Here is a 13,456-nt window from a genome sequence, read left to right as displayed (position 1 = left end):
GAAAGGGGCGGTCCCGTACGGGGCCGCCCCTTTCGCCGTCCCGGATCAGTTCCAGGCGTTGTTCTGGTTCTGGGCGTGGGCGCCGTGCTGGCCCACGCCGAACTGCGCGGCGACACCCTGTCCGATCTGGGCGTTCTGCGGGGGCAGGGCCTCGCTGGGCTGCACCAGCGCGATCCCGGTGCCGAGGAAGCTGAGCTCCCAGCCCTCGCCGGTGTTGCCGCGGCGCCGCCAGACACCGCTGGAGTGCGTCTGGGCCTGCATCTGCACCCGCAGCGAGGTGGACCAGGCGACGATGGCGTCCGCGTCGACGTTGACGTACTTGTCGGGTGTGACGTGCATCATCAGCGGCTGCCCGGAGGTCATCAGGGCGACCTTGCCGCGGCCGGAGATGTTGAGCTGGTACTTGCCGGATCCGGAGATCCCGTACTGGCTGTCCACCGCGATGACCTCGGTGTGCAGGGTGGAGTCCAGGGCCAGGACGTAGCTGCTGTCGACCGTGAGGCCCTCCTGGTCGACGTCCACGAGGTGGACGTACTGGGCCAGGTTGGCGAGGTAGACCGTGCCCTGCCCGGAGCAGCGCATGAGGTCCAGGCCCTCGCCGGTGCGGCGGCGGGCGCTGCGCTGGCTGCTGCTCTGGTACTCGCCGTCGAAGTCGATGAGCCCCTGGTAGGCGACCATCGCGCCCTTGCGGGCGAGTACGTCGTCGGAGCCCGTCAGCGAGACCCGCAGCAGTTGCGGGTTCTGGACGGTGTACCGGTCCTGGGACTGTGCCTCGGTGTGGGCGAAAAGTGCGCTCTGCATGATGTGTCCGCTCCCCCTCAGCCCCGGGCCCGGAGCCGGTCGGTGCTGTCCTCGCTGGGCTGTACGACGACGATGCCCTGGCCGGAGAAGGCCATCTGGTAGGCCTCTCCGCTGCCCCGGCCGAGCATGGACGAGGCCTTGAAGCTGCGCTTGCCCTTGACCTTCAGGTTCGGCGACCAGGCGACGAGCGCGTCGGGGTCGACGTACGTCTCGTCCTCGCCGCGGCCGCAGTCGACCACGATCGGGGTGCCGCGGGAGGTCAGGGCGACCCAGCCGGTGCCCGCGACCTCGACGTTGAACAGGCCCTGGCCGGCGAACTTCGCCAGGCCCTTGACCCGCTCGACGCCCCACTGGAGGTGCGCGTCGAAGGCGAGCAGGTTGGTGCCGTTGACCGACAGCGAGTCGTTGTTGAGGTTGATGACGACGACGTCGGCGCCGTAGTCGGCGAGGTACAGCAGGCCGTCGCCGGCGCACTTCATCAGGGGTGCGCCCTCGCCGGTGGCCCACTGCGAGGCCATCTGGCGGACGGCCGGCGGGTTCGGCTCGTACTGCACGAAGCCTTCGTAGGCGACCATCGAGCCGGTGCGGGCGAAGAGGTCCTGGCCGCTCTGCATGGCGACCTTGAGCATGGACCGGCCGTGGTTCTCCATGCGGGCCGTGACCGGGGTCGGGGCGAAGCCCGCGAGCTGCTGGTTGATTGCGTTCATGTCGGGCTCCCTCAGACCTCGTACGGCTGGACGACGATGAAGTTGCCGGGAGCGCCGCGGAACTGGAGGTTCACGGTCTCCCCGCTGTGGCCGGGGTAGGCGTTGCGCCGCAGCCGGACCTGGCTGGAGAGGATCACCTGGGAGGCGGCCGACCACGCCACGATGGCGTTGCTGTCCGCGAAGGTGGTCGGGGTGACGGGCAGTACGACCGGGACGCCGTGGGTCTTGACGATCACCGTGCCGGTGCCCTGGAACTGCATGGTGAACAGGGCGCCGCCGGGGATGCCGTGGCCCTCGATCCGGCGGACCTCGTGCTGGAGGGACTCGTCGAAGGCGAGGACGTTCTCCGCGGAGACGCAGATGGCGTCGCCCTGGAGCTCGATGGCGTGCAGGTGCGCGCCGTTCTCGGCGAGGAAGACCTGGCCGCGGCCGGTGCAGCGCATGAGCTGCATCTCCTGGCCGGTGGCGTTGCCGACGATGCGGCCGGCGAAGCCGGCGCCCTTGTAGCTGAAGTCGACCTTGCCCTGGTACAGGACCATGCTGCCCTGGCGGGCGAGGACGGCCTGGCCGCCCATCGCGAGGTCGACGCGCATGAGCTGCTGGTTCTGCGGGGTCCAGCGGGCGCCGGTCGGGGCCTCCTTGTACGGCTGGAGCGCGGCGGCGAGGCCGGCCGCGGGGGCGGCGGCCTGCGGGGCGTGGCCGGGCAGCTGCCCGGGGACCTGGCCCGGGACCTGGCCGTAGCCCGGCTGCTGCCCGTAGCCGCCGGGGGCGGGGGCGGGCGGCGGCACCTGGCCCGGGTACTGGCCGGGGGCCTGGCCGTACGAGGGCTGCTGCGGGGGCTGGCCGTACGGGGCGGGAGCCGGCGGGGCCATGGGCGCGGCCATGGTGGGCGCGGCGTGCACCGGGGCGGGCGCCGCGGGCTGCTGGTACTGCGGCTGGGGGGCGGCCGCCGGGGCGGGCGCGCCGAAGGACGGGGCGGGAGCCGGAGCCGGAGCGGGGGCCTGCGGGGTCGCGGCCGGCGCGGGGGCCGGTGCGCCGAAGGACGGGGCCGGTGCGGGGGCGGCCGCCTGCGGCGGCGGGGCGAAGCCGGGGGCTCCGGCCGCCGGAGCCTGCTGCTGCGGCTGCTCCTCGGCGACCTCGCCGCCGAAGTTCTTCAGGAGGGCGTCGAGCCCGCCGTCGAAGCCCTGGCCGACGGCGGCGAAGCGCCACACGTCCTTCAGGTAGAAGTCGCCGAGCATCACGGCCCGCTCGGTGCTGAACTCCGAGCCGGTGAAGGAGTACCGGACGACCTCTTCGCCGCCGGCCACGATCCGGATGTAGCCGGGGCCGATCTGCGACATCTGGCCGGCGCCGTCGATGGTGGCGGTGAAGGACAGCTTGTGGATGGACGGCGGTACGCGGTCCAGGGTCACCCGGAAGGATTCCGTGTCGCCGGACTGCGCGCCGAGCAGCTGAATGGACTCTTCCGGCGACTTCGGCTGGTTGAAGAAGACGAAGTAGCGGTCGTCCGAGAGCTGTTCATTGGCGTCCAGGCCGAAACAGCTGATGTCGAAGGTGAGTCCGGGCCCGGCGATCTGGACGCCTACGTACAGATCGGTGCCCGCCGTGAGATCACTGACCTTGGCCTTGTGGCCGCGTTGGAATTCCCTTGCCATGCGTAACGACGTCCCCCATCCCGACTGAGCATTCGTGCCGCACAGGCTAACGGCATCTGCCGACATCCGGCCAAGCCGGTACCAACCCGGTACACATCACGCTCTGTGATACAGGGGGTGCCGGCGGGGCAGGTCCGGGCGGTCCGGAGGCCGGCCCGCCGGGTGCGCTCCACCCGGCGGGCTCACTCCTCGCGGGCGGCGGGCACCTTCGGCAGCCGCTCGGCCGCGACCACGCCCTCGAGGTAGCCCCGGGCCCGCTCGGTGCGCGGGTAGGCCTCCAGCAGCTCCCAGAAACGGGGTCCGTGGCCGGGCACGAGGAGGTGGGCCAGCTCGTGCAGGAGCACGTAGTCGACGACGTACTCCGGCATGCCCTGGAGGCGGTGCGAGAGCCGGATGCTGCCTTCGGCCGGGGTGCAGGAGCCCCAGCGGGTGTTCTGGTTGGTGACCCAGCGGACCGAGCGGGGGCGGGCGCGGCCGTCGAAGTACTGCTCGGACAAACGCTCGGCGCGTTCGGTGAGTTCCGCGTCCCCGAGGGTGCGTTTGCTCTCCTGGGCGGCCAGCTTGTCGAGCATGACGCCCACCCAGCGCTTCTCCTCCGCCTCGGACATCCGGGCAGGGATGAGGACGACCGTACGGTCACCCTCGCGATAGGCGGATACGGTCCTGCGGCGGCGCGCGCTCCGGCGGACTTCGACGGCGCGCTGCGGTGGGTCGGCGGACACGCCACGACGTTACCCGGTGTCGGCGGCGGAAGTCCCACGCGTCCGGGGTTCGAACGCGGCGGTTCGACGCCGGTGTCCCAAGCGGCATTTCCTCTTCATCTCATATGCCTAATACCTCTTGCCTGTGGACAAATTCCTGCACGGATTCCGCGGGAGGGGCACTGTTGCCGGAGAGCGGGAAATGGGGCGGCGCGGGTCCGCACGGATATCGAGGGGGGCGGACGTGTTTCCGAGGGTGAAGCCGGCGCTGGCAAGGGCCTGGCGGGATCTGCAGACGGTGCAGTTCGGGGTGACTCCGGCGCATGCGGTGGTGCTCGGCCCCGTGGACACGGCGACGGGCGCGCTCGTCGACCGGATCGACGGGACGCGGGGCATGGAGCTGCTGCGGGCCGAGGCCGCGCGGATGGGGCTGCCGGACGGGCTGGCCGACGCCCTCGTCAGACGGCTGGCGGGGGCCGGTCTGCTCGATGACGCCACGGCGGGCGGCCCTCGGGCGCAGGCGCTGCGCAGGCATCCGGAGACCCTGGAGCGGCTGGGTCCGGACCTGGGTTCGCTGTCGCTGGTCCACCGCGAGCCGGGCGGGGACCTGCGGGGGATCGCGGCCCGCCGGGCGATACGGGTCCGGGTGCGCGGGAGCGGCCGGGTGGGCGCCGTGATCGCGGCGGTTCTGGCGGGGGCGGGCGTGGGGCGGGTCGAAGTGCTCGACGGAGGCCGGGTGGAGCCGGCCGATGTGGCTCCGGGCGGCCTGGGTCCGGCGAGCGTGGGCCGGATGCGGGCCGAGGCCGCGGCGGCAGTGGTTCGCTCCGCGGCTCCGGGTCCGGGTCCGCGGGCCGGGGAGGAGGAGGGGCCGGAGCCCGGGCTGGCCCTGGTGGTGGTCGCGCCGAGGGACGGGCTGCACGCCTGGGCACCGGATCCGGACACCGCGGCCGACTGGGTCGCCTCGGGGATTCCTCACCTCTACGCCGGGGTGGTGGAGGGCACGGGTGTGGTGGGGCCGCTGGTGCTGCCGGGCACGACGGCATGCGCCGGGTGCATGGAACGCGACCGTGTGGACCGGGACGCGGCCTGGCCGAGGATGCTGGTGCAGTGGCGCTCGTCCCACCGCCGCCGCGGGAACGCCTCCTGCGACCTGGGCCTGTCCACGGCGGTGGCCGGGCTGGCCGCGGCCCATGCGCTCGCCTTCCTGGACGGGCAGCTGCCCGCCTCCACGGGCTCCCGCTGGGAGGCGGCCCTGCCCACCCTCCACTGGGAGTCGGCTCCGGTCCGACCCCACCCCGACTGTCCTTGCGGGGCGGCCTCTCAGCCCGCGCAGCGGCTCGAGCCGGCGGGACGGGTGCCGGGGAGAGGATCGGGAGCGGACCCGCCGGGAGGGCCGTGACAGGATGCTTCGGGACCGAGGTTTCTGCCGAACCGCCGCTTGCGGCGCAGCTGTCTGGGAAATGGAGGGGGCGGCATGTCTGATCTTCCCCGGAAGGCGGTCACCCGTACCGTCAAGCTGGCCGCGCTGCCGATCGGCATCGCGGGTCGGGTCACCTGGGGCCTGGGCAAGCGGATCGGCGGCAAGTCCGCCGAGATCGTGGCGCGGGAGCTCCAGCAGCGCACCGCCGAGCAGTTGTTCCGCACTCTGGGGGAACTGAAGGGCGGTGCCATGAAGTTCGGGCAGGCCCTGTCGGTCTTCGAGTCGGCGCTGCCGGAGGAGGTCGCGGGACCCTACCGGGCGGCGCTGACCAAGCTCCAGGAGGCGGCCCCGCCGCTGCCCGCGGCGACGGTGCACCAGGTGCTGGCGGATCGTCTGGGCGCGCGTTGGCGGGACCTGTTCGAGGAGTTCGAGGACAAGCCGGCCGCGGCGGCCTCGATCGGGCAGGTGCACCGGGCGGTGTGGCACGACGGCCGGCAGGTGGCGGTCAAGGTCCAGTACCCGGGGGCCGGTGAGGCGCTGCTGTCGGACCTGAAGCAGCTGGGGCGGTTCGCCGGGCTGCTGGGCCCGCTCGTTCCCGGCATGGAGATCAAGCCTCTGATCAAGGAGTTGCGCGACCGGGTCTCGGAGGAGCTCGACTACGAGTTGGAGGCCGAGGCCCAGCGGACGCACGCGGACGCCTTCGCGGACGACCCGGACGTGGTCGTCCCCGACGTGGTGCACCAGGGCGACCAGGTGCTCGTGACCGAGTGGATGGACGGGACCCCGCTGTCGGAGGTGATCGCGGACGGCAGCGAGGAGGAGCGCGACCGTGCCGGGCAGTTGCTGGCCCGGTTCCTCTTCTCCGGGCCCGCGCGCACGGGTCTGCTGCACGCCGATCCGCACCCGGGCAACTTCCGGCTGATACCGGGGCCGGACGGCCGGATGCGGTTGGGCGTACTGGACTTCGGCACGGTCGACCGGCTGCCCGGGGGCTGGCCCAAGCCCATCGGCAGGTCCCTGCGGATGACGTTGGACGGCGACGCCGAGGGGGTCTACGGACACCTGTGCGCCGAGGGGTTCGTGAGGGAGTCCGTCGAGCTGGACCCGGACGCCGTACTGGACTACCTGAAGCCGATCATCGAACCCGCCGAGGCCGAGGAGTTCACCTTCACCCGGCCGTGGCTGCGCGGACAGGCGGCGCGGATCGCCGATCCCCGCTCCCCCGCGCACCAGTTGGGCCGGCAGATCAACCTGCCGCCCTCGTACCTGCTGATCCACCGGGTGACGCTCAGCACCATCGGCGTGCTGTGCCAGCTGGGCGCGACGGTACGGCTGCGCGACGAACTGGACACGTGGCTGCCCGGGTTCGCGTCCGCCGAGTGACGGCTCGGGCCGTCACCACCAGGAGGAGTCGAGCCTGCCCTCGATCGCTCTGAGGTTGGCTCGGGCGCATTCGACGCAGAAGTACTCTCTGGTCCCGTTCTCCACCGAACAGGTCCAGGTGGGCGGGGCCCCGCCGGGGGACTCCTTGCCGCAGCGCGCGCAGACGACGGGCTGGGCCTGGGATCCCGGCGGGTCGGGCTGGGGAGTCGGCTGGTCCACCTCCGGACGATACCTCCGCCGGGGTGGCCGGGGCCGCGCAACGCACCGGGGGGACCGGTCCCTTCGGACCGGTCCCCCCGGGCTGCTGCTCTTCAGCTCTTAGTGCATGACGGCCATGGCCAGTGCGCGCCGGGCGCGCATGGAGACGCGCTCGGCCCGCCGCTGCATGCGGCGCGCGGCGACCAGGCGGAGGGCGTGACGCTCTGCGTCCGCCTCGCGCATGCGGTCGTCCATATGGGCGCGAGCCAGGGCTTCTGGGATGAGTTGCATTTCGCGGGTCCTGTTCTGACGCGAGGTGATCGCGCCGGCGGTGATGAAGTCTGCGTGGGCGGCGCCGTGGGGCTGCTCGCTCGTGGTGTGGGCGGTCATGAGGGCCTGCTTCAGGGGGTCGTGCGTCAGGGGGCGGTCGATGGTTCCGGTGGCGGTCATGCCGAGACAACCGGGTTCTTGCGCGGACGGCCACGGGGGCGCTTCCGGGCTACGACGACACCCTGGACGAAGAGCTCGCCACCCCAGACACCCCAGGGCTCGCGGCGCTCGACCGCTCCGGCGAGGCAGGCCTCGACCAGCGGGCAGGTGCGGCACAGGGACTTGGCGTACTCGACGTCGGCCGGGGACTCGGCGAAGAAGACCTCGGGGTCGAAGGTGCGGCAGGGAACCGGGACGCCGAGGTTCTCGATGGCGTCGTCGAGCGCGGTCAGCGCGGTGAGCGGGGTCAAGGTGTGGTCCTCCGGGACTGCGGGCGGGGAGATCGTCTGGGTCTGCGGTACGGACGGGGCGTGCGCTTCGAGTTGCACGGTGTTTTCTTCCTCGTCTTGTTCGGCTAGTCGTTCCGGCCGGTCGGCCGGGTGCGGCTGGTACCTGGTTCTGCCAGTCCCGAGGCCCCTTCTCTGTCGTGTCTCCCGGTCGGGGACAAACAGAAGGGCCGCGGATCCCGGGTGGGGTTCCGCGGCCCTGAAGGCGCCGGCCTGATCATGCGATCAGGCTGGATCACTCCAGGGTTCGAGCCCACGGAAGGCCCACATCAGGTGGTGCTGCTGCTTCGTCTTCTTCGTCAGGGATCCGGCACCGGCCGCGGCGGCAAATCCATAGGCGCCGTGCGCCTGTGCTTCTGCTGCCAGTACTGCCACCGGTGCCTGGGTCGGTCGCTCATTGCGCTCGCTGACCGCAAGGGTCGCGAGGAGGGCGGGGCGGCCGGCGGAAATCGCGGACGCACCGGTACCCAGAGCGGAGACGGAACCGAGCAGGCAGGAGGCATCGACCGAGCGATCGGTCATTTTGGTGAAGGTCATGAAGCTGGTCACTGGTCTCGCCTCCTCTCGGCGTCTCGGGGACCCGGCCCGAGGGCCTGTCCCATGCGTATTCGGATAAGTACAGCACGGATCCAGGGCTTCGGAGAAGCCACCGTTTCCGTTGCTAAGAACCTATGGGTCTTCGCTGGGCATGTGCAAACTATTTTTCCGACGAGTTTCTACGCGTCGTCAGGATCCTTGCCCCCAGGCTCCTGACCTGTGCAGATGGCCAGGACATCGGCTCCGTACCGGTCAAGCTTGCGGCCACCCACCCCGGAGATCATCGCAAGCTCCCCGGCCTCGGAGGGCGCGGCCTCCGCGATGGCCATCAGCGTCTTGTCCGTGAAGACGCAGTAGGCGGGCAGGCCCTGCTCCTTCGACCGGGCGGCGCGCCAGTCCCGCAGCCGCTCGTAGAGGCCCTCGTCCATGTCGGACGGGCAGTCCTCGCAGCGCATGAGCTTCAGCTCGCCCGCCTCCGTGAGCGTCCTGCCGCAGACCCGGCACCGCGCCGGACCGCGGCGGCCGCGCCTGGGGGCCCCTGCCTCGCCCGCGGAGCCCGCTCGGCCCGCCGCGGCCGCGGAGCCCGGCCGCAGGCCGTTCAGGAAGCGGCTGGGACGCCGGGAGGCCCTGCCCCCCGGCGTGCGGGAGAGCGCCCAGGAGAGGGTCAGGTGCAGGCGGGCCCGGGTCACGCCGACGTAGAGCAGCCGCCGCTCCTCCTCGACCTGCTCGTCGGTCTTGGCGTAGGTGATCGGGAGCATGCCGTCGGTGAGGCCGACGAGGAACACGGCGTCCCACTCCAGGCCCTTCGCCGCGTGCAGCGAGGCCAGGGTGACGCCCTGGACGGTCGGGGCGTGCTGGGCGGCCCTGCGCTCGTCCAGCTCGACCGTGAGGTGGGCCAGGGTGGCGCCGGGCCGGGTGCGGGCGAAGTCCTCGGCGAGCCGGAGCAGCGCGGCGACCGATTCCCACTGGTCGCGCACGGCGCCGGATCCGGCGGGCGGCTCGGTGGTCCAGCCGGTGGAGCTGAGCACCGCCCTGACCTGGGAGGGCAGGTCGACGAGGTCCTCGAGCAGCGGGTCGTTCCCGCCGGAACGGGCCGCTCCGCGCAGCGCGAGGACGGCCTTCTGGACCTCCTGGCGCTCGAAGAACCGCTCGGCCCCGCGCAGCTGGTAGGGCACCCCGGCGTCGGCGAGGGCCTGCTCGTAGACCTCGGACTGGGCGTTGATGCGGAAGAGCACGGCGATCTCCCCCGCCGGCACGCCCGCGGCGATCAGGTCGCGGATCCGGCGGGCGACGCCCTCGGCCTCGGCGGGCTCGTCGGCGTACTCGGCGTAGACCGGGTCGGGGCCGCTCTCGCGCTGGGAGACGAGTTCGAGGCGGTGCTCGGCGGCCCGCCCGCCGGCCTGCTTCAGGAGCCCGTTGGCGAGGTGGACCACCTGCGGGGTGGAGCGGTAGTCGCGGACCAGCTTGACCACGGTGGCCTGCGGGTAGCGCGTGCGGAAGTTCAGCAGGTGGTCGGGGGTGGCGCCGGTGAAGGAGTAGATGGTCTGGCTGGCGTCGCCGACGACGCAGAGGCTGTCGCGGTCGCCGAGCCACAGGTCGAGCAGCCGCTGCTGGAGCGGGCTGACGTCCTGGTACTCGTCGACGACGAAGTGCTGGTACTGGCCGCGGATCTGCTCGGCGATGTCGTGGCGGTCCTGCAGGATGCCGACCGTGAGGAGCAGCACATCCTCGAAGTCGATCATTGCGCGGTCGCGCTTGAGCTGTTCGTACGTCCCGTAGATCTGGGCGATCTCGGCCATGTCCCGGGGTGCCTCGCGGCCGGCCTTGAGGGCGGCCGCCGGGTAGTCGGCGGGCACCGTCTGGGTGACCTTCGCCCACTCGATCTCGCCGGTCACGTCGCGCAGCTCGCCGCGGTCGAGGCGGATCCGGCAGCGGGCGCCGGCCTCGGCGACCAACTGGATCTTGCGCTCCAGCAGTCGGGGCACGTCCCCGCCGATGGCTTTCGGCCAGAAGTACTGGAGCTGGCGCAGGGCGGCGGAGTGGAAGGTCCGGGCCTGGACCCCGCCCGCGCCGAGCGTGCGCAGCCGGCCGCGCATCTCTCCGGCGGCCCGGTTGGTGAAGGTGACGGCGAGCACGCTGGCCGGCATGAGCTGCCCGGACCGGACGCCGTAGGCGATGCGGTGGGTGATCGCCCGGGTCTTGCCCGTACCGGCGCCGGCCAGCACGCACACCGGTCCGCGCAGGGTCGTCGCGACCTCGCGCTGCTCCGGGTCGAGGCCCAGGAGCACCGCGTCGGCCGAGTCCGCGTCGGCGGGGAAGGGGGAGGAGTGCGTTGCTGCTGTCACTCCGCCATGCTGCCAGGTCGCGTGAGCCGGGCGGGAAATGGTGTCCACAGGCGGTACGGATTCGTCGTATCGGTCACACCGGCGGTGGGGATGTGCCCGTACGGGAATGGCCGCGCGGTCGCGTACGTTCGAGCATGCGGACCACCGAGCCTTCACGAAGGAGAGCGCAGCATGCAGGACACGGGCACCGTCACGATGTACAGCACGACCTGGTGCGGCTACTGCCGTCGGCTGAAGACCCAGCTGGACCGGGAAGGCATCGCGTACAACGAGATCAACATCGAGCTCGACCCGGAGTCCGCGGCGTTCGTCGAGAAGGCCAACGGCGGGAACCAGACGGTCCCCACCGTGCTCGTGACGTCCGCCGCCGGCAACGAGTCCGTCATGACGAACCCGAGCCTGGCCCAGGTCAAGCAGGCCCTCGCCGTCTGAGCGCGGCTCCCGCGTCCGCGGATGGCCCCTGCCCCGGTCGGGCGGGGGCCATCCGCGTCACCGGGGTGACGAAGGTTACGCCGCGGCCTTCGGCAGCGGCTCGCCGTACCAGAGCTCGACCAGCCGGGCCGCGATGGAAATACCGGACGGGGGCAGCACCTCGCCCGACTCGAACGCCGCGCGCAGCTCGTCGCGGGAGAACCAGCGGGCCTCCTGGATCTCCTCGCCGTCCACGGTGATCTCGGAGCTGGTGGCGCGGGCGTTGAAGCCCAGCATCAGGCTGTACGGGAACGGCCACGGCTGGCTGGCCACGTACTCGACCCGGCCGACCCTGACGCCGGCCTCCTCCCACACCTCGCGGACGACGGACTGCTCGATCGACTCGCCCGGCTCCACGAACCCGGCGAGGGTCGAGAAGCGGCCTTCCGGCCAGTGCACCTGGCGGCCCAGCAGCGCGCGGTCGTGCTCGTCGGTGACCAGCATGATCACGGCCGGGTCGGTGCGCGGGTAGTGCTCGGCGCCGCAGCCCGGACAGCGCCGGATGTGCCCGGCGGCCGCGACCACGGTGCGCTCTCCGCAGCGGGAGCAGAAGCGGTGCATCCGCTGCCAGTTCTCCAGGGCCACCGCGTTGACCATCAGAGCGGCGTCGCGGTCGTTCAGCAGGAGTCCGGCCTCGCGCAGGCCGGCCGGGCGGGCCGACTGGTCCATGCGGCCGGGCAGGGCGTCCTTCTGCAGCGCGAAGTACCGTACGCCGTCCTCGTCGGTGCCCAGGAAGTAGCGGTGGGTCTCGGTCACCGGGGCCTCGAAGGCCGGGGTCATCACGATGCCGGTGCCGCCGTCGGGGGTGTCGTCGATCAGCACCTGCCCGCCGGAGACGACGAAGACGCGGGTCGTCGGGTGGCTCCAGGCGGCGGCGAGCCAGGCCTCGTCGAGGCGGTGGTGCGCGGCACGGTCGATCCCGCTCGGCGCGGTGAGCGAGAGAGGTCGCTCGGTATGGGTGCTCACTGGTACTTCCAACTCCCCCGGTGGTGGGACAGGCAGGCTCGGTACGACAGGTGTGTGCGCCGGTCAGGCGGGTGTGCGGGGCGTGCGGTGGCCGCGGAGGGCGTCGGCCAGGTCCCCCCAGAGGTACGCGGCCGTCTCGACGCCCTTGAGGAGCAGGTCGAGCTCGACCTTCTCGTTCGGCGCGTGCCAGCCGTCGGAGGGCACCGAGATGCCCAGGAAGAGCACGGGCGCGCCGAGGACGTCCTGGAGGTCGGCCGCGGGTCCGGAGCCGCCCTCGCGCGTGAAGCGGATCTTCTGGCCGAAGGCGCGGCCCATGGACCGGACGACGGACTGCAGGGCCGGGTGGTCCAGCGGCGTCAGGCACGGGCGGGTCGGTGCACCGAAGGTGATCGAATGGCGGATGCCGTCCGGGACCCGGGCCGCGACCCACTCCCTGACGGCCGCCTCGACCTCGTACGGGTCCTGCCCGGACACCAGGCGGAACGACAGCTTCACGTGGGCGGAGGAGGGCACGATGGTCTTCCCTCCGGGGCCCTGGTAGCCGCCGCCGATGCCGTTGACCTCGGCCGTCGGGCGGGCCCAGACGCGCTCCAGGGTGGAGTACCCGGCCTCGCCGGCGGCCGCGTGGGACTTGGCCGTACGCAGCCACTCGGACTCGTCGAAGGGCAGCTCGGCGATGAGGGCGCGCTCGGCGTCGGTGAGCTCGGCGATGCCGTCGTAGAAGCCGGGGACGGTGACCCGCCCGTCGGCGTCGTGCAGGGCGGCGACCAGGCGGGCGGCGGCGGTCGCCGGGTTGGGCACGGCGCCGCCGAAGGCGCCGGAGTGGATGTCCTGGTCGGGGCCGTGGAAGTCGATCTCGCAGTCGGCGACGCCCCGCATGCCGGTGCAGACGGTCGGGGTGGTCTCGGACCACATGCCGGTGTCGGAGACGATCACGACGTCGGCGGCGAGTTCGGCGGCGCGGGTCTCGACGAGCTGGCGGAAGTGGGCGGAGCCGGACTCCTCCTCGCCCTCGACGATCAGCTTGAGGTGCACGGCCGGGGCGGCGGCACCGGTGGCGGCGAGGTGCGCCCGGACGCCCAGGGTGTGGAAGAACACCTGGCCCTTGTCGTCGGCGGCGCCGCGCGCGTACATGCGGCCGCCTCGGATGACCGGCTCGAAGGGGTCGGTGTGCCAGCCGTCGGCGACGGCGGCGGGCTGCACGTCGTGGTGGCCGTACACGAGGACGGTCGGGGCGTCCGGGTCCTCGCTCGGCCAGTGCGCGTGAACGGCGGGGGCGCCGTCGGTCTCCCAGACCTCGGCCACCGGGAAGCCGGTCTCCTTGAGCTTCGCCGCGAGCCACTCGGCGCTGCGGCGTACGTCGTCCGCGTGCTCGGGCTGGGCCGAGACGGAGGGGATGCGCAGCCACTCGGCCAGGTCGTCGAGGAACGCGGCGCGGTGGGTGTCGATGTACGTGCGGACGACGCTGTCCGGCTGGGGGTCGCTCATGCCCCGAG

General features: G+C 72.3%; 14 protein-coding genes. 3 read left to right on the top strand and 11 right to left on the bottom strand.

Annotation, left to right across the window (positions count from 1 at the left end; all coding sequences use genetic code 11):
- Window positions 1–45 precede the first annotated feature (45 nt).
- From AVW11_RS05510 to AVW11_RS05495, 4 genes are all read right to left on the bottom strand, one after another.
- Window positions 46–801 (bottom strand): AIM24 family protein, encoded by a 756-nt coding sequence (locus AVW11_RS05510; protein ID WP_030850031.1) that lies wholly within the window; start codon window positions 799–801, stop codon window positions 46–48.
- A gap of 17 nt (window positions 802–818) precedes the next feature.
- Window positions 819–1,499 carry an AIM24 family protein gene (locus AVW11_RS05505; protein WP_076043408.1) on the bottom strand — a complete coding sequence of 227 codons (681 nt, stop codon included), beginning with the start codon at window positions 1,497–1,499 and terminating at the stop codon, window positions 819–821.
- 20 nt (window positions 1,500–1,519) lie between these two features.
- Entirely contained in the window at window positions 1,520–3,163 is a 1,644-nt protein-coding gene (locus tag AVW11_RS05500; protein ID WP_060176728.1) for a TerD family protein, read from the bottom strand.
- 182 nt (window positions 3,164–3,345) lie between these two features.
- Complete coding sequence (locus AVW11_RS05495; RefSeq protein WP_051700491.1) at window positions 3,346–3,885, bottom strand: M48 metallopeptidase family protein; 540 nt, start codon at window positions 3,883–3,885, stop codon at window positions 3,346–3,348.
- 223 nt (window positions 3,886–4,108) lie between these two features.
- Between AVW11_RS05495 and AVW11_RS05490 the strand changes: the two genes are divergently transcribed.
- Window positions 4,109–5,263, top strand: a complete 1,155-nt coding sequence (locus AVW11_RS05490; protein ID WP_079070386.1) for a TOMM precursor leader peptide-binding protein — start codon at window positions 4,109–4,111, stop codon at window positions 5,261–5,263.
- Window positions 5,264–5,338: 75 nt separating this feature from the next.
- Window positions 5,339–6,667: an ABC1 kinase family protein gene (locus AVW11_RS05485; RefSeq protein WP_060176726.1), complete on the top strand. Its 1,329-nt coding sequence runs from the start codon at window positions 5,339–5,341 to the stop codon at window positions 6,665–6,667.
- A 12-nt stretch (window positions 6,668–6,679) separates the two neighbouring features.
- Here AVW11_RS05485 and AVW11_RS05480 read toward each other — a convergent pair whose 3' ends face one another.
- The 5 genes from AVW11_RS05480 to AVW11_RS05460 form a co-directional block, all read right to left on the bottom strand.
- Window positions 6,680–6,886 (bottom strand): hypothetical protein, encoded by a 207-nt coding sequence (locus AVW11_RS05480; RefSeq protein WP_076043399.1) that lies wholly within the window; start codon window positions 6,884–6,886, stop codon window positions 6,680–6,682.
- 99 nt (window positions 6,887–6,985) lie between these two features.
- Window positions 6,986–7,315: a hypothetical protein gene (locus AVW11_RS05475; protein WP_060176725.1), complete on the bottom strand. Its 330-nt coding sequence runs from the start codon at window positions 7,313–7,315 to the stop codon at window positions 6,986–6,988.
- Complete coding sequence (locus AVW11_RS05470; protein ID WP_030029453.1) at window positions 7,312–7,683, bottom strand: WhiB family transcriptional regulator; 372 nt, start codon at window positions 7,681–7,683, stop codon at window positions 7,312–7,314. Before AVW11_RS05470 ends, AVW11_RS05475 begins: the two co-directional genes overlap by 4 nt.
- Window positions 7,684–7,866: 183 nt before the next feature.
- Entirely contained in the window at window positions 7,867–8,190 is a 324-nt protein-coding gene (locus AVW11_RS05465; RefSeq protein WP_107052336.1) for a hypothetical protein, read from the bottom strand.
- A 167-nt stretch (window positions 8,191–8,357) separates the two neighbouring features.
- Window positions 8,358–10,523 carry an ATP-dependent DNA helicase UvrD2 gene (locus AVW11_RS05460; RefSeq protein WP_199818564.1) on the bottom strand — a complete coding sequence of 722 codons (2,166 nt, stop codon included), beginning with the start codon at window positions 10,521–10,523 and terminating at the stop codon, window positions 8,358–8,360.
- A gap of 171 nt (window positions 10,524–10,694) precedes the next feature.
- On the opposite strand from AVW11_RS05460, the gene AVW11_RS05455 reads away from it, so the two are divergent.
- Entirely contained in the window at window positions 10,695–10,955 is a 261-nt protein-coding gene (locus AVW11_RS05455; protein ID WP_030850057.1) for a mycoredoxin, read from the top strand.
- A gap of 75 nt (window positions 10,956–11,030) precedes the next feature.
- Here the strand turns inward: AVW11_RS05455 and nudC are convergent, their stop codons facing one another.
- Window positions 11,031–11,972, bottom strand: coding sequence for an NAD(+) diphosphatase (gene nudC / locus AVW11_RS05450; protein WP_060176724.1), 942 nt, complete (start codon window positions 11,970–11,972; stop codon window positions 11,031–11,033).
- Between the two features lie 51 nt (window positions 11,973–12,023).
- Window positions 12,024–13,448, bottom strand: coding sequence for a dipeptidase (locus AVW11_RS05445; RefSeq protein WP_076043398.1), 1,425 nt, complete (start codon window positions 13,446–13,448; stop codon window positions 12,024–12,026).
- Window positions 13,449–13,456 lie beyond the last annotated feature (8 nt).

Origin of the sequence: Streptomyces amritsarensis, assembly GCF_001953875.1 — a bacterium.
Taxonomy (GTDB): domain Bacteria; phylum Actinomycetota; class Actinomycetes; order Streptomycetales; family Streptomycetaceae; genus Streptomyces; species Streptomyces amritsarensis.
This window is presented reverse-complemented; position numbering and strand designations above follow the sequence as displayed.

Bases quoted from the DNA above. Each gene is read 5' to 3' on its own strand.
- AVW11_RS05485 (WP_060176726.1), top strand. From the start codon at position 5,339: ATGTCTGATCTTCCCCGGAAGGCGGTCACCCGTACCGTCAAGCTGGCC.
- AVW11_RS05445 (WP_076043398.1), bottom strand. From the start codon at position 13,448: ATGAGCGACCCCCAGCCGGACAGCGTCGTCCGCACGTACATCGACACC.
- AVW11_RS05500 (WP_060176728.1), bottom strand. From the start codon at position 3,163: ATGGCAAGGGAATTCCAACGCGGCCACAAGGCCAAGGTCAGTGATCTC.
- AVW11_RS05475 (WP_060176725.1), bottom strand. From the start codon at position 7,315: ATGACCGCCACCGGAACCATCGACCGCCCCCTGACGCACGACCCCCTG.
- AVW11_RS05455 (WP_030850057.1), top strand. From the start codon at position 10,695: ATGCAGGACACGGGCACCGTCACGATGTACAGCACGACCTGGTGCGGC.
- AVW11_RS05510 (WP_030850031.1), bottom strand. From the start codon at position 801: ATGCAGAGCGCACTTTTCGCCCACACCGAGGCACAGTCCCAGGACCGG.